Source organism: Pseudomonas brassicacearum (assembly GCF_003732265.1).
GTDB lineage: Bacteria > Pseudomonadota > Gammaproteobacteria > Pseudomonadales > Pseudomonadaceae > Aquipseudomonas > Aquipseudomonas brassicacearum_D.
Genome location: NZ_MOBK01000001.1, coordinates 916,822 through 937,180 on the forward strand (window position 1 = coordinate 916,822; position 20,359 = coordinate 937,180).

Genomic DNA, 20,359 nt, shown 5'->3' on the forward strand with positions numbered 1-20,359 from the left:
AGTGCCAATACAGGCGGCCAATTTGAGCATGCATTCTCTTTCGTGACAAAGGCTTATGAGGTGTTTTTATGAGCGAAGCGAAGCATTCACGCCTGATCATTCTGGGTTCCGGTCCTGCCGGTTACAGCGCAGCCGTTTATGCCGCCCGCGCCAACCTCAAACCCGTTGTCATTACTGGCATACAGGCAGGTGGCCAGCTCACCACCACCGTCGAAGTCGACAACTGGCCCGGTGACGTCGAAGGGCTCACCGGCCCGGTGCTGATGGAGCGCATGCAAAAACACGCCGAACGCTTTGACACAGAGATCGTTTACGACCACATCCATACCGCCAAGTTGCAACAGCGCCCATTCGAACTGATTGGCGACGGCGGCACCTACACCTGCGACGCCCTGATCATCGCCACCGGCGCTTCCGCGCAATACCTGGGCCTGCCCTCGGAAGAGACGTTCGCCGGCCGAGGGGTTTCCGCCTGCGCGACCTGCGACGGCTTCTTCTACCGCAATCAGGTGGTGGCAGTGGTCGGCGGCGGCAATACCGCCGTCGAGGAAGCCTTGTACCTGTCGAACATCGCCAAGGAAGTCCATCTGATTCACCGCCGCGACAAGTTGCGCTCGGAGAAGATCCTCCAGGACAAACTGTTCGAAAAAGCCGCCAACGGCAATATTCGTCTGCACTGGAATCAGAACCTGGATGAAGTGCTGGGCGATGCCAGCGGCGTGACCGGCGCGCGCCTGCGCGACAGCCTGACCGGCGAAACCCGTGAATTGGCGCTGGCCGGCGTGTTCATCGCCATCGGCCACAAACCCAATACCGATCTGTTTATCGACCAACTGCCGATGCACGACGGTTATCTGCGGGTCAAAAGCGGCAACGAAGGCGACGCCACTGCCACCATAATCCCCGGCGTGTTTGCCGCCGGCGATGTCGCCGATCACGTTTACCGCCAGGCTGTCACGTCCGCCGGGGCCGGTTGCATGGCCGCGCTGGACGCCGAAAAATACCTCGACGACATTCCCACCGTTTAACGGCACACTTTACGGCGGGCCCACCAGCCCGCCACCGCCCTCCCCTTCTGCAAGCCCGGATGCCATGCTGACTTGGTTACAACGCAATACCCTGACCTTTCCCCCGCTGGAAAAAGCCATGCGCGACCCCAACGGGTTGCTGGCCGCCGGGGGCGATCTGTCTGCCGATCGTCTGATTCAGGCCTATCGCCACGGCTGCTTTCCGTGGTTCTCCGAAGGCCAGCCGATTCTCTGGTGGTCGCCGGATCCGCGCACCGTGTTGTTTCCCGACGAACTGCACGTTTCCCGCAGCCTGGGCAAATTGCTGCGCCAACAGCGCTATCAAGTGACCTTCGATCAGGATTTCGCCGCCGTCATCCGTGCTTGCGCCGCGCCGCGCGATTACACCGACGGCACCTGGATCACCCAGGCCATGCAGGACGCCTACATTGAACTGCACAGGCGTGGCCACGCGCATTCGGTGGAAGTCTGGGATCAGGACGAGCTGGTCGGTGGCCTGTACGGCCTGGCGATGGGGCAGCTGTTCTTCGGCGAATCCATGTTCAGCCGAGCCGACAACGCCTCCAAATTTGGCTTTGCCACACTGGTGCGACATCTGAAAGACTCGGGTTTTGTGCTGATCGACTGCCAGATGCCGACCGATCATCTGCATAGCCTTGGCGCACGAGCGATCCCACGCCGCGAATTTGCCGGTTACCTGGCGCAACATCTGGATCAACCCAGTCGCGCAACCTGGGTTTGCTGAGCGACTTTTGCGCGGGTGGCTTACACTTAATTCAAAGCTTTTTCCCGAGGGTTGATCATGACCGAGTTGGCGCGTTTGAAGTTCTATGCCACTCAGCCCCACTCTTGCAGCTATCTGCCAGATGAACAGGCCACGACCCTGTTTCTCGACCCTAGCCAGCCCATGGATGTGCATGTCTATGCAGATTTGTCTGAAATGGGTTTTCGGCGCAGCGGCGACCACCTCTACCGGCCCCATTGCCAGAACTGCAACGCGTGCGTCCCGGCGCGCATCCCTGTGGCGCAATTCACCCCCAATCGCCAACAGAAGCGCATCTTCAAGCGCAACGCCGACCTGCAGGTTCGCCCCGCCAGGGCGCAGTTCAGCGAAGAGTATTTCGATCTCTACCAGCGCTACATCGAACAGCGCCACGCTGATGGCGACATGTACCCGCCGAGTCGTGATCAATTCTCCACGTTCCTTGTGAGGGATCTGCCGTTCTCGCGCTTCTACGAATTTCGTCTCGAAGGGCGGCTGCTGGCGGTTGCCGTCACCGACTTGCTGCCGAACGGTCTGTCGGCGGTTTATACCTTTTACGAACCGTCCGAAGAGCGTCGCAGCCTGGGGCGTTTCGCGATTCTGTGGCAGATCGGCGAGACCCGGCGCCTTGGACTGGAGGCTGTCTACCTCGGCTACTGGATCAAAAACTGCAAAAAGATGAGCTACAAGACCCAATATCGGCCTATCGAACTGCTGATTAATCAACGCTGGGTCATCCTGAACTAGAACCCCTTGGCTTAAACCCCATTTTTCGGGCACAATGCACGCCGCTTTTGCCTGGCGCAGTTGCACCGGGCCATTCATTGGACACCGAGGGCTTTACTGCATGTCGAAAGAAGACAGCTTCGAAATGGAAGGCACTGTCGTCGACACCCTGCCCAACACCATGTTTCGTGTGGAGTTGGAAAATGGGCACGTCGTAACCGCGCATATCTCCGGCAAGATGCGCAAGAACTACATTCGTATTCTTACCGGTGACAAAGTGCGCGTCGAGCTGACGCCCTATGACTTGAGCAAAGGGCGCATCACTTACCGCGCTCGCTAATCAAGTCAATACAAAACGCCCGGTTTATGCCGGGCGTTTTTGTTTGTCTGCGATTTGGTGGGGTTTTGGATTATTGGGTTCTTGGGTTTTGGGTGTATATCCGTTGCTGCGGTGATGGCTGAATATGGTTTCGCTCTTACAGCGAGTCCCTTTTTCAAACGCCAAAAAGGAACCAAAAGGCTTCGCCCCGGCGTACGGCACTTCGCTGAGGCTCAGTGTTCCCTCGCTACGGTATCCATCAGGGGACATCGCCTACGGTCTGCTTCGCTACGACCTCCTCTCGATGTGTGCGGCTTCGCCGCACGGCGCTACGCGCCTAATCCCCTGATGAACACCTCCACTCGGCCTGCCGAAGGGGCAAAAGATCAAAATCAAGATCAACGTCAAAAGCCAAAGGCAAAGCCAAAGCCAAAGCCAAAGCCAAAAGCTTCGCGAGCAAGCCCGCTCCCACATTGAATCGGCGTACACCCATTGCTTCTCACCACTCAACAGGCCGAGCGTTAGCTCGCCTGCAGCTTTTGATCTGCCCGCCCCTTCGGGAGGCTGAGTGGAGGTGTTCATCCGGGGAGTGGCGCGCAGCGCCGTTCGACGCAGTCGAACACGCTGCATGTAGGTCGTAGCGAAGCAGACCGGAGGGCAGTGTCCCCGGATGGATACCGGAGCGAAGGAACGCCGAGCCTAAGCGAGGGGCCGGACGCTCGGGGCGAGCCTTTTTTTTGCTTACTTTTTTTTTGGCGCTTGAAAAAAAAGTGAGTCGCCGTAAGGGCGAAACCCTAAGCAGCCGTTACCGCAGCAACGGATATACACTCAATCCAACAGACAACAAAAAGGCGCCCGAAGGCGCCTTTCGCTTTACAACAGATCAACACCCGTCAGGCCATTTCAGCCGTGGTCTCAAACTCGAAGGTCAGCTCGCCGTCCTTCAGATCGATATGCACCACGCCACCATGGTCGGCCAGCTCGCCAAAGAGGATCTCTTCGGCCAGTGGACGCTTGATCTTGTCCTGGATCAAACGCGCCATTGGACGAGCGCCCATTGCCGTATCGTAGCCCCCCACTGCCAGCCAGCCGCGCGCTGCGTCCGTCACTTCCAGCTGCACGCGCTTGTCTTCCAGCTGCGCCTGAAGCTCGGTAAGGAACTTGTCCACCACGCTTTTGATGACCTCATGGCTGAGGCGACCAAACTGGATAATGGTGTCCAGACGGTTGCGGAACTCTGGCGTGAAGCTCTTCTTGATCACTTCCATCGCATCGGACGAGTGGTCCTGATGGGTGAAACCGATCGAAGCACGCGCCGCTGTTTCGGCACCGGCGTTGGTCGTCATGATGACGATCACGTTACGGAAATCCGCCTTGCGCCCGTTGTTATCGGTCAGCGTACCGTGGTCCATGACCTGCAGCAGCAGGTTGAAGACTTCCGGATGCGCCTTCTCGATCTCATCGAGCAACAGCACGCAGTGAGGCTGCTTGGTGATGGCTTCGGTCAGCAGACCGCCCTGATCGAACCCGACGTAGCCTGGAGGCGCACCGATCAGACGCGATACGGTGTGGCGCTCCATGTACTCGGACATGTCGAAGCGAACCAGTTCGATGCCCAACGCCTTGGCCAGCTGACGCGCCGCTTCGGTTTTACCGACACCGGTCGGCCCTGCGAACAGGAACGAACCGACAGGCTTGTCAGGCGACTTTAGGCCCGCACGGGACAGCTTGATCGCCGTCGACAACGAGTCGATGGCGGCATCCTGGCCAAACACGGTGAGCTTCAGGTCACGCTCAAGGTTACGCAGCAGCTCTTTGTCGGAGCTGGTGACGTGCTTAGGCGGAATTCGGGCAATTTTCGCCACGATGTCCTCGACCTGAGGCACCTCGATGCGTTTCACACGTTTCTCGATTGGCTGCAGACGCTGGTAGGCGCCCGCCTCGTCGATGACGTCGATCGCCTTGTCCGGCATGTGCCGGTCATTGATATAGCGCGAAGCCAGTTCAGCGGCCGCACGCAGCGCCTCATCACTGTATTCGATGTTGTGGTGCGCTTCGAAACGCCCTTTCAGGCCGCGCAGGATGCCGATGGTGTCTTCCACCGAAGGCTCCGACACATCGACCTTCTGGAAGCGACGTGCCAAGGCACGGTCCTTCTCGAAGATCCCGCGGAATTCCTGGAAGGTGGTCGAGCCGATGCAACGGATATCACCCGAGGACAGCAACGGCTTGAGCAGGTTCGAGGCATCCATCACGCCACCGGACGCGGCACCCGCACCGATAATGGTGTGGATTTCGTCGATGAACAGGATCGCCTGCGGACGTTTTTTCAGTTCATTGAGCAGCGCCTTGAAGCGCTTCTCGAAATCACCACGGTATTTGGTCCCGGCCAGCAAGGCGCCCAGGTCGAGGGAATACACCACGCTGTTGGCCAGCAAATCCGGCACCTGGTTGTCGACAATGCGTTTGGCCAGGCCTTCGGCAATCGCGGTTTTACCCACGCCCGCCTCGCCCACCAGCAGCGGATTGTTTTTACGACGGCGCGCCAGAATCTGCGCAACGCGTTCGACTTCCAGCTCACGACCTACCAATGGATCGATTCGACCCTGGCGCGCGAGTTCGTTGAGGTTGCTGGCATAAGCATCCAGGGGATTGCCTGAAGATGAAGACTCACCGCCCTCGTCGTCCTGCATATCTTGCTCACCTTCAGAGTGATCGCCATGCCCGGGCACCTTGGAAATGCCATGGGCGATGTAGTTGACGACATCGATGCGCGCAACGCTCTGCTGTTTCAGCAGGAACACTGCCTGACTCTCTTGCTCACTAAAGATCGCGACCAGCACGTTGGCGCCAGTCACTTCGCGTTTGCCCGAGCTCTGTACGTGAAAAACAGCACGTTGCAGTACACGCTGGAAGCCCAGGGTTGGCTGGGTTTCACGATCTTCGTCATGGACGGGGATCAATGGCGTGGTGGAGTCGATGAACTCCTGCAGGTCGTGCTTGAGTTTGTCGAGGTTTGCGCCGCACGCACGCAAAACAGTGGCGGCAGCCTCATTGTCCAATAGGGCCAGCAGGAGATGTTCGACGGTCATGAATTCATGACGCTTCGAACGGGCCTCCTTGAAGGCTAGATTGAGGGTGACTTCGAGCTCGCGGTTTAACATAGCTTCACCTCATACCCAAGTGGTCGGCGATTAACCGTCCTTCTCGATTTCACAGAGTAGCGGATGCTGGCTTTCCCTGGCGTACTGGTTGACCTGCATGGCCTTTGTCTCGGCGATGTCGCGGGTAAACACTCCACATACTGCCCGCCCTTCTGTATGGACGGCCAGCATGACCTTGGTCGCCAGCTCGCGATTCAGGTTAAAAAACACCTCGAGCACTTCGACGACGAAATCCATCGGTGTGTAGTCATCGTTGAACAAAACCACCTTGTACATCGGCGGCGCCTGTAACGCAGGCTTTGCCTCCTGAACAGCAATACCCGCTGAATCGTCGTCGTGTGAATCAGGGCGATCCTGATTGAATGTTAGTCGAATCTGGCTGATTGCATGCATGGAAAGAAAGGTTCGTCAGTTGTGCTAATACAGTGGTGGGGGCGGCTAGGGACGATTTCAACACCGACCGCCCGGTCACCTTGACTATCGGGAAAACGGTGTTACAACCAATAGAGCCCACAGTGGGTAAAAAAGGTCCGCGGAGTCAATCTTATTTATAAAGAATGACTGCGGATGTACTGGATGATACTCCAGTGATGGAGTCTGTTGCAGAGGGATATGAGCATGGCAGTCGGCAAGGTGAAATGGTTCAACAACGCCAAGGGATTCGGTTTCATTAACACCGACGCCAGAGAAGGTCGTGACGAGGATGGCAAGGATATCGATTTCTTTGCCCACTATTCGGCCATCGAGATGGAGGGCTACAAGACCCTCAAGGCTGGACAGACCGTCAGCTTCGAGATCGTTCAAGGCCCGAAGGGATTGCACGCCGTAAAGATCGGTGCAGCGCCGCCAGAGAGCGAACCTGCCGCTCCCGTCGCCAAGCAGGAGACGGTATCGAACTGACGCCACCGGAATCCAGACATGAAAAAACCGCCCGAGGGCGGTTTTTTTGTGCCGGCTCGCTTACATATGCGAGATCAGCGCATCGCCAAAGCCGGAAGACGACACCAGCTTCGCGCCGTCCATCAGACGTTCGAAGTCATAGGTCACGGTCTTGGCGGAAATCGCGCCGTTGGTGCCCTTGATGATCAGGTCGGCCGCTTCGGTCCAGCCCATGTGACGCAGCATCATTTCAGCAGACAGGATCAGCGAACCCGGGTTGACCTGGTCCTTGCCGGCGTACTTCGGCGCAGTACCGTGGGTCGCTTCGAACATGGCAATGGTGTCGGACAGGTTGGCACCCGGTGCGATACCGATACCGCCCACTTCCGCCGCCAGGGCGTCGGAGAGGTAGTCGCCGTTGAGGTTCAGGGTCGCGATCACATCGTATTCGGCCGGACGCAGCAGAATCTGCTGGAGCATGGCGTCGGCGATGGCGTCCTTGACGATGACGTTCTTGCCGGTTTTCGGGTTCTTGAACTGCATCCACGGACCGCCGTCGAGCAGCGTCGCGCCAAACTCTTCAGCCGCCACTTCGTAGGCCCATTCCTTGAAGGCACCTTCGGTGAACTTCATGATGTTGCCTTTGTGCACGATGGTCAGCGAGTCGCGGTCGTTGTCGACCACATACTGCAGGGCCTTGCGCGCCAGACGCTTGGTGCCTTGCAGCGAAACCGGCTTGATGCCGATACCGCAGTTTTCGTCGAAGCGGATCTTGGTGACGCCCATTTCATCTTTAAGGAACTTGATGACTTTGGTCGCTTCCGGCGAACCGGCTTTCCACTCGATACCGGCGTAGATGTCTTCCGAGTTCTCACGGAAGATCGTCATGTCGACGTCGCCGGGCTTTTTAACCGGGCTAGGCACGCCTTCGAACCAGCGCACAGGGCGCAGGCACACATAAAGGTCGAGTTGCTGACGCAGGGCCACGTTCAGGGAACGAATGCCGCCGCCGACCGGGGTGGTCAGAGGGCCCTTGATGGAAACCACGTAATCTTTAACTGCGTCCAGGGTTTCCTGGGGTAGCCAGGTGTCCTGATCGTAAACCTGAGTCGCTTTTTCCCCGGCGTACACTTCCATCCAGGAAATTTTGCGCTCGCCGCCGTAAGCCTTCTTAACAGCAGCATCGACAACCTTGATCATGACCGGGCTGATATCAACACCAATACCATCACCTTCGATGAAGGGGATGATCGGGTTGTTAGGAACATTGAGAGAATGGTCCGCGTTGACGGTGATTTTGTCGCCGACTGCTGGAACCTGAATCTTCTTGTATCCCATGCTGAACTCCATTGTTTGGATTGAACATCTGGCTTCGTTCGAGCGTACCCCAGTTAAATCGGCACGCAAACCCTATGTTCCATCCATCTGCCGCAAAGCTGCACAGTTCGCGACGTACAAGCCTGAAAGCAAAGGGAAAAGCGCCAAACTCAAGCACGGTGCAAGACTCTACGCCCCACTCGCCCCTGCGACCTTTAGACCAATGGACGAGAATCGTTGCACATGAACCATCGGCAGATTGCCAGCTACCTATGTATAATGCGGCCGCTGACTAAAGGGTCACGACGGCGGAACGGCTCTATGACGAGAGTTTCCGCCCTATAAGCCGGTCTGTTACCGCAGCCCGAATGCTTGACGCCCTACTGATGCACCCAACATCACAGCAACGAAATCTCGATATTCGGCTCATGGATGACTTTGAACGAACGCGCTTACCCGGCGCCCCTCGAGTTTCTGCGCACGCTTTAGCAAAGAAGAGAGAGTTAATCCGAATATGCCCACCCGCTCGAAGATCATCTATACCTTCACCGACGAAGCCCCAGCCCTCGCCACCTATTCACTGTTGCCTATCGTAGAGGCCTTCACCGCCTCGGCTGATATCGCCGTTGAAACCCGCGATATCTCTCTTGCAGGACGCATTCTGGCCAGCTTCCCCGAGCAACTGGGTGACAAAGCCGTAGCCGACCACCTCGCCGAACTGGGCGACCTGGCCGTTACGCCTGAAGCCAACATCATCAAGCTGCCGAACATCAGTGCTTCCGTGCCGCAGCTGCAAGCCGCCATCAAAGAACTGCAAGCCCAGGGCTTCGCCGTTCCTGACTACCCGGAAACCGTGACCAGCGACGCCGACAAGCTCGCCAAGTCGCGCTACGACAAGATCAAGGGCAGCGCCGTAAACCCGGTTCTGCGCGAAGGCAACTCGGATCGTCGTGCACCGCTGTCGGTCAAGAATTACGCTCGCAAGCACCCGCACAAAATGGGCGCCTGGGCTAAAGACTCCAAGTCGCACGTTGCGCACATGAGCGCCGGCGATTTCTACGGCAGCGAAAAAGCCGCCCTGATCGAAGCCGCTGACGCCGTCAAAATCGAACTGATCGCTCAAGACGGCACCACCACCGTCCTGAAAGAAAAAACCACCGTACAAGCCGGTGAGATCCTCGATTGCGCGGTCATGAGCAAAAACGCTCTGCGCAGCTTCATCGCTGCCGAGATCGAAGACGCCAAAGCCAAAGGCGTGCTGCTGTCGGTTCACCTGAAAGCCACCATGATGAAGGTCTCCGACCCGATCATGTTCGGCCAGATCGTTGCCGAGTTCTATAAAGACGCACTGACCAAGCACGCTGACGTGCTGGCTCAGATCGGCTTCAACCTGAACAACGGCATCGGCGATCTGTACGCTCGCATCAAGGCCCTGCCTAGCGATCAGCAAGCGCAGATCGAAGCGGACATCCAGGCGGTCTACGCCGTTCGTCCGTCGTTGGCCATGGTCAACTCCGACAAAGGCATCACCAACCTGCACGTGCCGAGCGACGTCATCGTCGACGCCTCGATGCCAGCGATGATCCGTGACTCCGGCAAAATGTGGGGCACCGACGGCCAGCTGCACGACACCAAGGCTGTGATCCCGGATCGCTGCTACGCGACCATCTATCAGGCCGTGATCGAAGACTGCAAAGTCAACGGTGCTTTCGACCCGACCACCATGGGCAGCGTGCCAAACGTTGGCCTGATGGCGAAGAAAGCCGAAGAGTACGGTTCGCACGACAAGACTTTCCAGATCAAGAGCAACGGTGTGGTTCGGGTTTCCGACAGTGCCGGTCGCACTCTGCTGGAACAGTCGGTTGAAGCTGGCGACACCTTCCGCATGTGCCAGACCAAAGACGCGCCGATCCAGGACTGGGTCAAACTGGCCGTCAACCGTGCCCGCGCAAGCAGCACCCCGGCGATTTTCTGGCTCGACCCGATGCGCGCCCACGACGGCGTAGTGATCGAGAAAGTTCAGGCTTACCTGAAAGATCACGACACTGCCGGCCTGGACATCCAGATCATGGCGCCCGTCGACGCGATGAAGTTCACCCTGCAACGCACTCGCGAAGGCAAGGACACCATCTCGGTGACCGGCAACGTATTGCGCGACTACCTGACTGACCTGTTCCCGATCATGGAACTGGGCACCAGCGCCAAGATGCTGTCGATCGTTCCGCTGATGAATGGCGGCGGTCTGTTCGAAACCGGCGCTGGCGGTTCGGCTCCGAAGCACGTTCAGCAACTGCTGGAAGAAAACTTCCTGCGCTGGGATTCCCTGGGCGAGTTCCTGGCCCTGGCCGCTTCCCTTGAGCACCTGGGTGTGACTTACAACAACCCTAAGGCGCTGGTTCTGGCCAAGACCCTGGATCAGGCCACCGGCCAGTTCCTGGACAACAACAAGTCGCCATCGCGCAAAGTCGGCAACATCGACAACCGCGGCAGCCACTTCTACCTGGCGCTGTACTGGGCTCAAGCCCTGGCCGCCCAGACTGAAGACGCTGCACTGCAAGCGCAGTTCGCGACCCTGGCCAAAACCCTGACCGAGAACGAAGCAACCATCGTTGCCGAGCTCAACGCCGTTCAGGGCAAGCCAGTGGACATCGGCGGTTACTACCACGCCAATGCCGAGCTGATCAGCAAGGCCATGCGCCCTAGCGCAACCTTCAACGCAGCGGTTGCTGCGCTGGTTTAAGGTTGTAAGGAAGCAAAGAAGCCCCGGCCATGTGCCGGGGTTTCTGTTTGTGGCGCTCACACACTTCCAATGTGGACACCGAACAAATGTGGGAGCGGGCTTGCTCGCGAATGCGGTTTATCATTCAACAGTGATGTCGACTGACCCGCCGCCTTCGCGAGCAAGCCCGCTCCCACATTAATTTTTGTTCCAACTTTAGAATTTGAGGAAGGCTAATGGACTGGAAACCCCATATCACCGTCGCCACCATCGTCGAAGACAATGGCCGCTTCCTGATGGTCGAAGAACTCAAGCACGGCAACGTCGTACTCAACCAACCCGCCGGCCACCTCGATCCGAATGAAACCCTGATTGAAGCCGCGGTACGCGAAACCCTCGAAGAAACCGGCTGGGACGTCGAAGCCACCGGCGTAGTGGGCATTTACCTGTACACCGCCCCGAGCAACGGCGTGACTTACCAACGGGTCTGCTTCATTGCAAAACCGCTCAAACACCACCCGGACTATCAATTGGATGACGGCATCGTCGGTGCCAAGTGGCTGACGCGTGACGAATTGCTGGAACAGCGCGCAAACTGGCGCAGTGAGCTGATCATCCGCTGTATCGATGATTATCTGGACGGCAATCACTTCGGTCTCGATCTGATCCGCCCTTCTCTTTAGCCTTGCGGGCTCCAGCCTGCTAGAATCGCGTCCTTTTTCAAGACACTCATTGAATCCCTATGCGTGATCCAGCCCCTTCTGACACACAAAAGAAGCGCGTCATTGTCGGCATGTCCGGCGGCGTGGACTCTTCCGTTTCCGCTCTCCTGCTGATTGAGCAGGGTTATGAGGTGGAAGGCCTGTTCATGAAGAACTGGGAAGAAGACGATGGAACGGAATACTGCACCGCCATGGACGACCTGGCGGATGCGCAGGCTGTGTGCGACAAAATCGGTATCAAGCTGCATACCGCCAACTTCGCCGCCGAGTACTGGGACAACGTGTTCGAGCACTTCCTGGCCGAATACAAGGCCGGTCGCACGCCGAACCCCGACATCCTGTGCAACCGCGAAATCAAGTTCAAGGCGTTCCTCGACTACGCCATGATGCTCGGCGCTGACCTGATCGCCACCGGCCACTACGTGCGCCGCCGCGACATCGACGGTCGTACCGAACTGCTCAAGGGCCTGGACGCGAACAAGGACCAGAGCTACTTCCTGCACGCCGTCGGCGGCGAACAGATCGCCAAGACCCTGTTCCCGGTCGGCGAGCTGGAAAAACCGGAAGTGCGCGCGATTGCCGAGAAATACGAGCTGGCGACCGCGAAGAAAAAGGACTCCACCGGTATCTGCTTTATCGGCGAACGCCGCTTCAGCGACTTCCTCAAGCAGTACCTGCCGGCGCAACCCGGCGAGATCAAGACCACCGACGGCGAAGTGATCGGCCGTCACCACGGCTTGATGTACCACACCATCGGCCAGCGCCAGGGCCTGGGTATCGGCGGTTTGAAAGACGCCAGTGACGAGCCGTGGTACGTGCTGATCAAGGACCTGGAACACAACGAGCTGATCGTCGGCCAGGGCAATGACCACCCGTACCTGTTCTCCCGCGCCCTGCTCGCCTCGGACATCTATTGGGTCAACCCGATTGATTTGACCGAGCCGCGCAAACTGACCGCCAAGGTCCGTTATCGCCAGAGCGATCAGCCGTGCACGCTGGAGAAAACCGCCACCGGCTACCGCGCGACCTTCGATGACCCGCAACGCGCGGTCACCCCAGGCCAGTCCGTGGTGTTTTACGACGGTGAAATCTGCCTGGGCGGCGGCGTTATCGAAATTGCCGAGCCGTGGACCAGCAAAGGCCAGCAACAATGAGCCCCACTCAGGAGCAACTGACGGCGCTGGGCGGCGTGTTTCTCGCTGCCGTCCTCGTCGACAAGATTGCCAAGACTGGCCAGACCACCGAAGCCGGCCTGTCCTGCATGCTCGGCAGCCTGCTGATTCGCGACCCCAAGGACACGCTGGAAGTCTACGGCGGTGACGACCTCAATCTGCGCGAAGGTTATCGCGCGTTGGTGGGCGCACTTGAACGCGACCCGAGCGCCCTTCAGCGCGAACCCTTGCGTTACGCACTGGCGATGCTCGGTCTGGAGCGTCAACTGGCCAAGCGCGGCGACATGCTCGACGTGATCGGCAAGCGCTTGCCGCAGATTCAATCCCAGGTCGAGCACTTCGGCCCGGCCCACGAAAACGTGATTGCCGCGTGTGGCGCGCTGTACCAGGACACCCTGAGCACGCTGCGCCAACGGATTCAGGTCCACGGCGACATGCGCAACCTGCAGCAGCCGAGCAATGCCTCGAAAATCCGTGCCCTGTTGCTGGCCGGGATTCGTTCGGCGCGCCTGTGGCGACAGTTGGGCGGTCATCGCTGGCAACTGGTGATCAGCCGTCGCAAATTATTGAAAGAGCTTTACCCTTTGATGCGTAACGAATAAGTCACGCAGACAGCTATTTACTCCGCATTACGCGTAATACGCCGGTCAGTTGGCAACGGACCGACGGATTTTTTCATGTATGATACGCGCCCCATTTCGTTGCCCGACTGTCCGAGAACACCCCATGCAGCTTTCTTCGCTCACTGCGGTTTCCCCTGTTGACGGCCGCTACGCCGGCAAAACCCAGGCCCTGCGCCCGATTTTCAGTGAATACGGCCTGATCCGTGCTCGCGTTCTGGTTGAAGTGCGCTGGCTCCAGCGCCTGGCCGCTCACCCTGGCATCAGCGAAGTGCCGGCGTTCTCCGCCGAAGCCAACGCTGTGCTGAACACCCTGGCGGAAAACTTCGCTCTGGAGCACGCCGAGCGTGTCAAAGAGATCGAGCGCACCACCAACCACGACGTCAAAGCCATCGAATACCTGCTCAAAGAGCAAGCGGCCAAGCTGCCGGAACTGGCGGCCGTCAGCGAATTCATCCACTTTGCCTGCACCAGCGAGGACATCAACAACCTGTCCCACGCCCTGATGCTGCGCGAAGGCCGTGATGATGTGATGCTGCCGCTGATGCGCCAGACCGCTGAAGCCATTCGCGAACTGGCCATCCGTTTTGCCAACGTGCCAATGCTGTCGCGCACCCACGGTCAACCGGCTTCGCCGACCACCCTGGGCAAAGAGCTGGCGAACGTGGTTTACCGTCTGGAGCGTCAAATCGCCCAGGTCGCTGCCGTTCCGCTGCTGGGCAAGATCAACGGCGCTGTCGGCAACTACAACGCTCACCTGTCGGCCTACCCTGAGATCGACTGGGAAGAAAACGCCCGCGCCTTCATCGAAGACGAGCTAGGCCTGGGTTTCAACCCGTACACCACGCAGATCGAACCGCACGACTACATCGCCGAACTGTTCGACGCCATCGCGCGCTTCAACACCATCCTGATCGACTTCGACCGCGACATCTGGGGCTACATCTCCCTGGGTTATTTCAAACAGCGCACCATCGCTGGCGAAATCGGTTCGTCGACCATGCCGCACAAGGTCAACCCGATCGACTTCGAAAACTCCGAAGGCAACCTGGGCATCGCCAACGCACTGTTCCAGCACCTGGCGAGCAAACTGCCAATCTCCCGCTGGCAGCGTGACCTGACCGACTCCACCGTGCTGCGCAACCTCGGTGTCGGCTTCGCCCACAGCGTGATCGCGTACGAAGCCAGCCTCAAAGGCATCAGCAAGCTTGAGCTCAACGAGCAGAAGATCGCTGCCGACCTGGACGCTTGCTGGGAAGTGCTGGCCGAGCCGATCCAGACCGTCATGCGCCGTTACAACATCGAAAACCCGTACGAAAAGCTGAAAGAACTGACCCGCGGCAAGGGCATCAGCCCGCAAGCGCTGCAGACTTTCATCGACGGCCTGGACATGCCAGCCGCCGCCAAGGCCGAGCTGAAATTGCTCACCCCGGCGAACTACATCGGTAACGCTGTAGAGCAAGCCAAACGCATCTGATTGACCGCTGGACCTGCTTGAGACGCCCGGCCGCGCCGGGCGTTTTTATTCCTGTCTAAAAAGTAGTTTTTTTCAATAGGTTACACATGAATCCTGACATTCCTCTTCAACTTCTGGGCGGCATCACGGCGCGCGAATTCCTGCGCGACTACTGGCAGAAAAAACCGCTGCTGATCCGCCAGGCGATTCCTGATTTCGAAAGCCCGATCGACGCCGACGAACTGGCCGGCCTGGCGCTGGAAGAAGAAGTCGAATCGCGCCTGGTGATCGAGAACGGCGAGCGCCCATGGGAAATGCGCCGCGGCCCGTTCGCCGAAGACGAATTCAGCAAACTGCCGGAACGTGACTGGACCTTGCTGGTTCAAGCGGTCGATCAGTTTGTGCCGGAAGTCAGCGAACTGCTGGAAAACTTCCGCTTTCTACCGAGCTGGCGCGTCGACGACGTGATGATCAGCTTCGCCGCCCCTGGTGGCAGCGTCGGCCCGCACTTCGATAACTACGACGTGTTCCTGCTGCAAGGCCACGGCAAGCGCAACTGGAAAATCGGCCAGATGTGCGATGCCGAGAGCAAGCTGCTGCCACACGCAGACCTGCGCATCCTCGCTGAATTCGAAGCCACCGAAGAGTGGGTCCTGGAACCAGGCGACATGCTGTACCTGCCGCCCCGCCTGGCTCACTGCGGCGTCGCGGTCGATGACTGCATGACCTACTCGGTAGGCTTCCGTGCGCCAAGCGCCGCTGAAGTACTGACCCACTTCACTGACTTCCTCAGCCAGTTCCTGACGGACGAAGAGCGTTACACCGACGCCGACGCCCTGCCTGCAGTCGACCCACACCAGATCCAGCACGACGCCCTTGATCGCCTGAAAAGCCTGCTGGCCGAGCACATGAGTGACGAGCGCCTGCTGCTGACCTGGTTTGGCCAGTACATGACCGAGCCGCGCTACCCGGAACTGGTGGTTGGCCCGGAAGAGATCGAAGAAGACGACCTGCTCGCCAGCCTGGAGCAAGGCGCCGTCCTGATCCGCAACCCAAGCGCCCGCCTCGCCTGGTCCGAAGTCGATGACGACCTGCTGCTGTTCGCCAGCGGCCAGAGCCGTTACCTGCCGGGCAAGCTGCGCGAGCTGCTGAAAATGATCTGCGCCGCTGACGCGCTGCACATCGACAACCTCGGCGAGTGGCTGATCGATGAAGACGGTCGTGGCCTGATCTGTGAATTGATCAAGCAAGGAAGCCTGGGGTTTGCCGATGAATAAAATTCACGTACGTGTCGCAGACTGGCAGAAGGATATCGCCGAGATCCGGCGCATTCGTGAGACGGTATTCATCGCCGAGCAATCCGTTCCACCCGAGCTGGAATGGGATGCCGATGACGCCACCGCGGTGCATTTCCTGGCCTTCGAAGGCGACTTCCCGATTGGCACCGCTCGCCTGCTGCCCGATGGTCACATCGGCCGGGTTTCGGTGCTCAAAGACTGGCGCGGCCTGAAGGTCGGCGATGCACTGATGCATGCAGTGATTGGTGAAGCGGAGAAACGCGGGCTGAAGCAGCAACAGCTCAGCGCGCAAGTGCAGGCCACGGCGTTCTATGAGCGCCTGGGTTTTCACATCCTCAGCGAGGAATTCCTGGAAGCCGGGATTCCGCATGTGGACATGGTGCGTCACTCCGCATAACACCCTTGTGGCGAGGGAGCTTGCTTCCTCTCCACAGAAAACACCACAAAACGCCCCGCCATTTTCGGATGCCGGGGCGTTTTGCTGTCTACGATTCAACTTGCACCACGCCGGGCCGACAAACTGGCACTATCAAGACATTAGAAGTCGGAGATAACGGATATGTCCCTACGCACCCTGCTCACCACCCTGTTGCTGACCTGCAGTTTTTCAGCCATGGCTGCCACCGAGATCGTGCCCCTGAACTACCGCACCAGCGCCGATATGCTGCCCATGGCGCAGGATTTCATTGGCAAGGAAGGCCAGGTCAGCGCCTATGGAAATCAGCTGATCGTCAATGCAGATCAACGCAAGATCGACGAACTTAAAGCCTTGATCAGCCAACTCGACGTTGCCGCCAAGCGCTTGCTGATTACCGTCGACACCAATGAAAACAACTTTCAGGGCGATCAGGGCGTCTCGGTCAACGGCGCCAAGCCAAGCCAGACCCGAATCATCAATTACGGCACCGCCAGTCGCGACGGCGGCATCCAGCAGATTCAGGCCAGTGAAGGCACTCCCGCACTGATTCAGGTCGGCCAGAGCGTTCCGCTCACCAGCGCGCAGACTGATTCCTACGGTGATTTGCGCAGCCAGACTGAATACCGCAACGTCACTCAAGGCTTCTACGTTACCGCCAGCGTCACCGGTGACATCGTTCACCTGGCGATCAGTACCAACCGTGACCGCATGAGCCAGGAACGTCCCGATGTAGTGAACGTGCAAAGTACCGACACAACTGTCACGGGCCGCCTCGGCGAATGGATCCTGCTGGCCGGCGTCAATCGCCAGACCCAAGCCGACAAACAGGGCACGAGCCGCAACTACGCTACTCAGGGCCGGGATGACATGACCCTGCGGGTGAAAGTCGATACTTTGGACTAAACCACCGAAAACTGACTGATTAGTCGTATTAGACCAAAGATGTAGTGCCTGAAAAAAAGCACTACAAAACGTTTGACGATCGAAAAAAGCAAAGGCATGATGGCCTCGCTCCCGCTAATCAGGGGCCCTGGCAAGGGCCTTCGAAGCGATGCTCGCAACTACCCCGCGAGCCGCTTCGTGTCTGTACCGCCCACAAGGTGTGTTTGACGAGGTTGCCGACTGGAACGAAGTTGTCCCGAGGGACGGAAGCGTAATTAGGTAACCCGGCTTCACACTGATGTTTGCACCAAGGCCCACGATGCCCCAATGCGTTCGCCAGTTTGCCCTTACCTGCTCACTTCCCCTCGAGCCTATCGTTCATCCCGTCGCCACCCCGCCAAATCCGACTTGACCACCAAGCTTCTGGTCAGCGAGCGCATGAATTTTCCACCGCAGAACAACTTTCCGTAAAAGACGCGACGAGGTTTATCTCCATGGCACTGACACGCGAACAGCAAATTGCAGCCCTCGAAAAAGATTGGGCTGAAAACCCACGCTGGAAAGGCGTGACTCGCGCTTACTCCGCTGCTGACGTCGTCCGCCTGCGTGGCTCGGTTCAACCTGAGCACACCTTTGCAAAAATGGGCGCCGAAAAGCTGTGGAACCTGGTCACCCAGGGCGCCAAGCCATCCTTCCGTCCTGAGAAAGATTTCGTCAACTGCATGGGCGCCCTGACTGGCGGCCAGGCTGTACAGCAAGTTAAAGCCGGTATCCAGGCGATCTACCTGTCGGGCTGGCAAGTGGCTGCGGACAACAACTCCGCCGAATCGATGTACCCGGACCAGTCGCTGTACCCGGTGGACTCCGTTCCAACCGTGGTCAAGCGCATCAACAACTCGTTCCGTCGTGCTGACCAGATCCAGTGGAAAGCTGGCAAAGGCCCGGGCGACGAAGGCTACATCGACTACTTCGCTCCAATCGTGGCTGACGCTGAAGCCGGTTTCGGCGGCGTACTGAACGCTTACGAGCTGATGAAGAGCATGATCGAAGCGGGCGCCGCCGGCGTTCACTTCGAAGACCAACTGGCTTCCGTGAAGAAATGCGGCCACATGGGCGGCAAGGTACTGGTTCCTACCCAGGAAGCTGTACAGAAGCTGACCGCTGCTCGTCTGGCAGCTGACGTTGCCGGTACTCCGACCATCATCCTGGCCCGTACCGACGCTAACGCCGCTGACCTGCTGACTTCCGACTGCGACCCGTACGACCAGCCATTCGTAACTGGCGAACGTACCCAGGAAGGCTTCTACAAAGTGCGCGCCGGTCTGGACCAGGCCATCGCTCGCGGCCTGGCTTACGCTCCGTACGCCGACCTGATCTGGTGCGAAACCGCCAAGCCGGATCTGGACGAGGCTCGTCGCTTCGCTGAAGCGATCAAAAAGGAATACCCGGACCAACTGCTGTCGTACAACTGCTCGCCTTCCTTCAACTGGAAGAAAAACCTGGACGACGCGACCATCGCCAAGTTCCAGCGCGAACTGTCCGCCATGGGTTACAAGCACCAGTTCATCACCCTGGCCGGCATTCACAACATGTGGCACAGCATGTTCAACCTGGCGCACGACTACGCCCGCAACGACATGACTGCCTACGTGAAACTGCAAGAGCAAGAGTTCGCTGACGCTTCGAAAGGCTACACCTTCGTGGCTCACCAGCAGGAAGTGGGCACCGGCTACTTCGACGACATGACCACTGTGATCCAGGGTGGCACGTCTTCGGTAACCGCACTGACCGGTTCGACTGAAGAAGAACAGTTCCACTGATCTGCTTCGCCTGAACGATCGGCCGCTGCGGACCGACTGGAAAGCTAACCGCAACGCCGCACATCTGACGCCCCGACTGGTTCGGGGCGTTTTTTTGCCTGTGATTTAATGAACACCGCTCAATCCCTGTGGGAGCGGGCTTGCTCGCGAAGGCGCCGGATCAGTCGCCATCCATGGTGAATGACGAACCGCATTCGCGAGCAAGCCCGCTCCCACAAGGGATGGTGGCGCCCGAAGAAAACATTGATCCAGCGCGGTATCGGCGTCAGAAAAATCCGCTAAAACGGTCGCCTTCACTACTTGCTGTAACGCACATAAAAGACAACTTCCCTGCCCCAACCCGGATAACCCGTTTAAAAACCACTGCAAACAATATTGATTATCATTTGGCGACAACTATGTTCGTTACATTCCCTACAAAACAATATTGATGAAAACCCGGCTAATGCCCGCAACGCATGGGCTGCGCGGCTTTGGAGGTGCGCTATGTCCTTATTCCTGTAAATAATTTCGCTATAGGAATTTTACTTGCTGAGTGTTGTGCCATAAAATCAGCGGGATTGATTGCTGCGACATATCGTCACTGCTTTGTTTCTTTTCAAGCTCAGAGACCTTTGCTCTCTGTTAAGGATTACCAGCATGCCCGAAGCGACAGGACTCATGGCCCACAACTGGGGCTTTGCCATTTTCCTTCTGGGCGTCGTCGGCCTCTGCGCCTTCATGCTCGGCGTTTCCAGCCTCCTTGGGTCAAAAGCCTGGGGCCGCAGCAAAAACGAACCGTTCGAATCCGGCATGCTGCCTACAGGTGGCGCCCGTCTGCGGCTCTCAGCGAAATTCTATCTGGTCGCGATGCTCTTCGTGATCTTCGATATCGAAGCCCTCTTTCTCTTTGCATGGTCTGTGTCCGTCCGCGAAAGCGGCTGGACCGGATTCGTCGAAGCTCTCGTTTTCATAGCAATTCTGTTGGCAGGCCTTGTCTACCTATTCCGAGTGGGTGCCCTTGACTGGGCTCCGGAAGCTCGTCGTAAGCGGCAAGCGAAGCTGAAACAATGAGGC

Annotated in this window: 18 protein-coding genes; 15 read left to right on the forward strand and 3 right to left on the reverse strand. The window is 58.3% G+C overall.

The features are described from left to right. The first annotated feature begins 68 nt into the window (after window positions 1-68). From trxB to infA, 4 genes are all read left to right on the forward strand, one after another. A complete protein-coding gene (gene trxB, locus BK660_RS04360; protein ID WP_123432245.1) occupies window positions 69-1,028 on the forward strand; it encodes a thioredoxin-disulfide reductase in 960 nt (319 codons plus the stop codon). A 64-nt stretch (window positions 1,029-1,092) separates the two neighbouring features. Next, window positions 1,093-1,773, forward strand: coding sequence for a leucyl/phenylalanyl-tRNA--protein transferase (aat, locus tag BK660_RS04365; RefSeq protein WP_123432246.1), 681 nt, complete (start codon window positions 1,093-1,095; stop codon window positions 1,771-1,773). A gap of 57 nt (window positions 1,774-1,830) precedes the next feature. After that, entirely contained in the window at window positions 1,831-2,538 is a 708-nt protein-coding gene (locus BK660_RS04370; RefSeq protein WP_123432247.1) for an arginyltransferase, read from the forward strand. 100 nt (window positions 2,539-2,638) lie between these two features. Then, the gene (infA, locus tag BK660_RS04375; protein WP_002553999.1) at window positions 2,639-2,857 is read left to right on the forward strand and encodes a translation initiation factor IF-1; all 219 of its coding nucleotides are present in this window, start codon (window positions 2,639-2,641) and stop codon (window positions 2,855-2,857) included. An 872-nt stretch (window positions 2,858-3,729) separates the two neighbouring features. Here the strand turns inward: infA and clpA are convergent. Together clpA and clpS are read right to left on the reverse strand one after the other, a co-directional pair. Next, entirely contained in the window at window positions 3,730-6,000 is a 2,271-nt protein-coding gene (gene clpA / locus BK660_RS04385) for an ATP-dependent Clp protease ATP-binding subunit ClpA (RefSeq protein WP_027925125.1), read from the reverse strand. Window positions 6,001-6,030: 30 nt separating this feature from the next. Next, on the reverse strand, window positions 6,031-6,393 hold the full coding sequence (gene clpS, locus BK660_RS04390; protein WP_046032480.1) for an ATP-dependent Clp protease adapter ClpS: 363 nt from the start codon (window positions 6,391-6,393) through the stop codon (window positions 6,031-6,033). Window positions 6,394-6,618: 225 nt separating this feature from the next. Between clpS and BK660_RS04395 the strand changes: the two genes are divergently transcribed. Next, window positions 6,619-6,900: a cold shock domain-containing protein gene (locus BK660_RS04395; protein ID WP_123432543.1), complete on the forward strand. Its 282-nt coding sequence runs from the start codon at window positions 6,619-6,621 to the stop codon at window positions 6,898-6,900. A 60-nt stretch (window positions 6,901-6,960) separates the two neighbouring features. Here the strand turns inward: BK660_RS04395 and icd are convergent, their stop codons facing one another. After that, a complete protein-coding gene (gene icd / locus BK660_RS04400) occupies window positions 6,961-8,217 on the reverse strand; it encodes an NADP-dependent isocitrate dehydrogenase (RefSeq protein WP_027925122.1) in 1,257 nt (418 codons plus the stop codon). A gap of 493 nt (window positions 8,218-8,710) precedes the next feature. On the opposite strand from icd, the gene BK660_RS04410 reads away from it, so the two are divergent. The 10 genes from BK660_RS04410 (at window position 8,711) to BK660_RS04465 (ending at window position 20,356) form a co-directional block, all read left to right on the forward strand. Then, on the forward strand, window positions 8,711-10,936 hold the full coding sequence (locus tag BK660_RS04410) for an NADP-dependent isocitrate dehydrogenase (RefSeq protein ID WP_123432249.1): 2,226 nt from the start codon (window positions 8,711-8,713) through the stop codon (window positions 10,934-10,936). Between the two features lie 215 nt (window positions 10,937-11,151). Then, window positions 11,152-11,598: an NUDIX hydrolase gene (locus tag BK660_RS04420; RefSeq protein ID WP_123432250.1), complete on the forward strand. Its 447-nt coding sequence runs from the start codon at window positions 11,152-11,154 to the stop codon at window positions 11,596-11,598. Between the two features lie 59 nt (window positions 11,599-11,657). Next, window positions 11,658-12,791, forward strand: a complete 1,134-nt coding sequence (gene mnmA, locus BK660_RS04425; RefSeq protein ID WP_123432251.1) for a tRNA 2-thiouridine(34) synthase MnmA — start codon at window positions 11,658-11,660, stop codon at window positions 12,789-12,791. Further along, complete coding sequence (gene hflD, locus BK660_RS04430; protein ID WP_123432252.1) at window positions 12,788-13,411, forward strand: high frequency lysogenization protein HflD; 624 nt, start codon at window positions 12,788-12,790, stop codon at window positions 13,409-13,411. The genes mnmA and hflD overlap by 4 nt, the downstream gene beginning before the upstream one ends. A 124-nt stretch (window positions 13,412-13,535) precedes the next feature. Continuing rightward, window positions 13,536-14,906, forward strand: coding sequence for an adenylosuccinate lyase (purB, locus tag BK660_RS04435; protein WP_123432253.1), 1,371 nt, complete (start codon window positions 13,536-13,538; stop codon window positions 14,904-14,906). An 86-nt stretch (window positions 14,907-14,992) separates the two neighbouring features. Next, the gene (locus BK660_RS04440) at window positions 14,993-16,162 is read left to right on the forward strand and encodes a ribosomal protein uL16 3-hydroxylase (RefSeq protein ID WP_123432254.1); all 1,170 of its coding nucleotides are present in this window, start codon (window positions 14,993-14,995) and stop codon (window positions 16,160-16,162) included. Continuing rightward, window positions 16,155-16,580, forward strand: a complete 426-nt coding sequence (locus BK660_RS04445; RefSeq protein ID WP_027925115.1) for a GNAT family N-acetyltransferase — start codon at window positions 16,155-16,157, stop codon at window positions 16,578-16,580. Before BK660_RS04440 ends, BK660_RS04445 begins: the two co-directional genes overlap by 8 nt. A gap of 162 nt (window positions 16,581-16,742) precedes the next feature. Then, the gene (locus BK660_RS04450; protein WP_123432255.1) at window positions 16,743-17,504 is read left to right on the forward strand and encodes a secretin N-terminal domain-containing protein; all 762 of its coding nucleotides are present in this window, start codon (window positions 16,743-16,745) and stop codon (window positions 17,502-17,504) included. A 473-nt stretch (window positions 17,505-17,977) separates the two neighbouring features. After that, window positions 17,978-19,303: an isocitrate lyase gene (gene aceA, locus BK660_RS04455; protein ID WP_123432256.1), complete on the forward strand. Its 1,326-nt coding sequence runs from the start codon at window positions 17,978-17,980 to the stop codon at window positions 19,301-19,303. Between the two features lie 639 nt (window positions 19,304-19,942). Beyond that, window positions 19,943-20,356 (forward strand): NADH-quinone oxidoreductase subunit A, encoded by a 414-nt coding sequence (locus BK660_RS04465; protein ID WP_003223812.1) that lies wholly within the window; start codon window positions 19,943-19,945, stop codon window positions 20,354-20,356. The last annotated feature ends 3 nt before the right edge of the window (window positions 20,357-20,359 follow it).

What these genes read in the sequence shown, in the direction of transcription:
- trxB (WP_123432245.1), top strand. Translation starts at nt 69, where the DNA reads ATGAGCGAAGCGAAGCATTCACGCCTGATCATTCTGGGTTCCGGTCCT.
- aat (WP_123432246.1), top strand. Translation starts at nt 1,093, where the DNA reads ATGCTGACTTGGTTACAACGCAATACCCTGACCTTTCCCCCGCTGGAA.
- BK660_RS04370 (WP_123432247.1), top strand. Translation starts at nt 1,831, where the DNA reads ATGACCGAGTTGGCGCGTTTGAAGTTCTATGCCACTCAGCCCCACTCT.
- infA (WP_002553999.1), top strand. Translation starts at nt 2,639, where the DNA reads ATGTCGAAAGAAGACAGCTTCGAAATGGAAGGCACTGTCGTCGACACC.
- clpA (WP_027925125.1), bottom strand. Translation starts at nt 6,000, where the DNA reads ATGTTAAACCGCGAGCTCGAAGTCACCCTCAATCTAGCCTTCAAGGAG.
- clpS (WP_046032480.1), bottom strand. Translation starts at nt 6,393, where the DNA reads ATGCATGCAATCAGCCAGATTCGACTAACATTCAATCAGGATCGCCCT.
- BK660_RS04395 (WP_123432543.1), top strand. Translation starts at nt 6,619, where the DNA reads ATGGCAGTCGGCAAGGTGAAATGGTTCAACAACGCCAAGGGATTCGGT.
- icd (WP_027925122.1), bottom strand. Translation starts at nt 8,217, where the DNA reads ATGGGATACAAGAAGATTCAGGTTCCAGCAGTCGGCGACAAAATCACC.
- BK660_RS04410 (WP_123432249.1), top strand. Translation starts at nt 8,711, where the DNA reads ATGCCCACCCGCTCGAAGATCATCTATACCTTCACCGACGAAGCCCCA.
- BK660_RS04420 (WP_123432250.1), top strand. Translation starts at nt 11,152, where the DNA reads ATGGACTGGAAACCCCATATCACCGTCGCCACCATCGTCGAAGACAAT.
- mnmA (WP_123432251.1), top strand. Translation starts at nt 11,658, where the DNA reads ATGCGTGATCCAGCCCCTTCTGACACACAAAAGAAGCGCGTCATTGTC.
- hflD (WP_123432252.1), top strand. Translation starts at nt 12,788, where the DNA reads ATGAGCCCCACTCAGGAGCAACTGACGGCGCTGGGCGGCGTGTTTCTC.
- purB (WP_123432253.1), top strand. Translation starts at nt 13,536, where the DNA reads ATGCAGCTTTCTTCGCTCACTGCGGTTTCCCCTGTTGACGGCCGCTAC.
- BK660_RS04440 (WP_123432254.1), top strand. Translation starts at nt 14,993, where the DNA reads ATGAATCCTGACATTCCTCTTCAACTTCTGGGCGGCATCACGGCGCGC.
- BK660_RS04445 (WP_027925115.1), top strand. Translation starts at nt 16,155, where the DNA reads ATGAATAAAATTCACGTACGTGTCGCAGACTGGCAGAAGGATATCGCC.
- BK660_RS04450 (WP_123432255.1), top strand. Translation starts at nt 16,743, where the DNA reads ATGTCCCTACGCACCCTGCTCACCACCCTGTTGCTGACCTGCAGTTTT.
- aceA (WP_123432256.1), top strand. Translation starts at nt 17,978, where the DNA reads ATGGCACTGACACGCGAACAGCAAATTGCAGCCCTCGAAAAAGATTGG.
- BK660_RS04465 (WP_003223812.1), top strand. Translation starts at nt 19,943, where the DNA reads ATGCCCGAAGCGACAGGACTCATGGCCCACAACTGGGGCTTTGCCATT.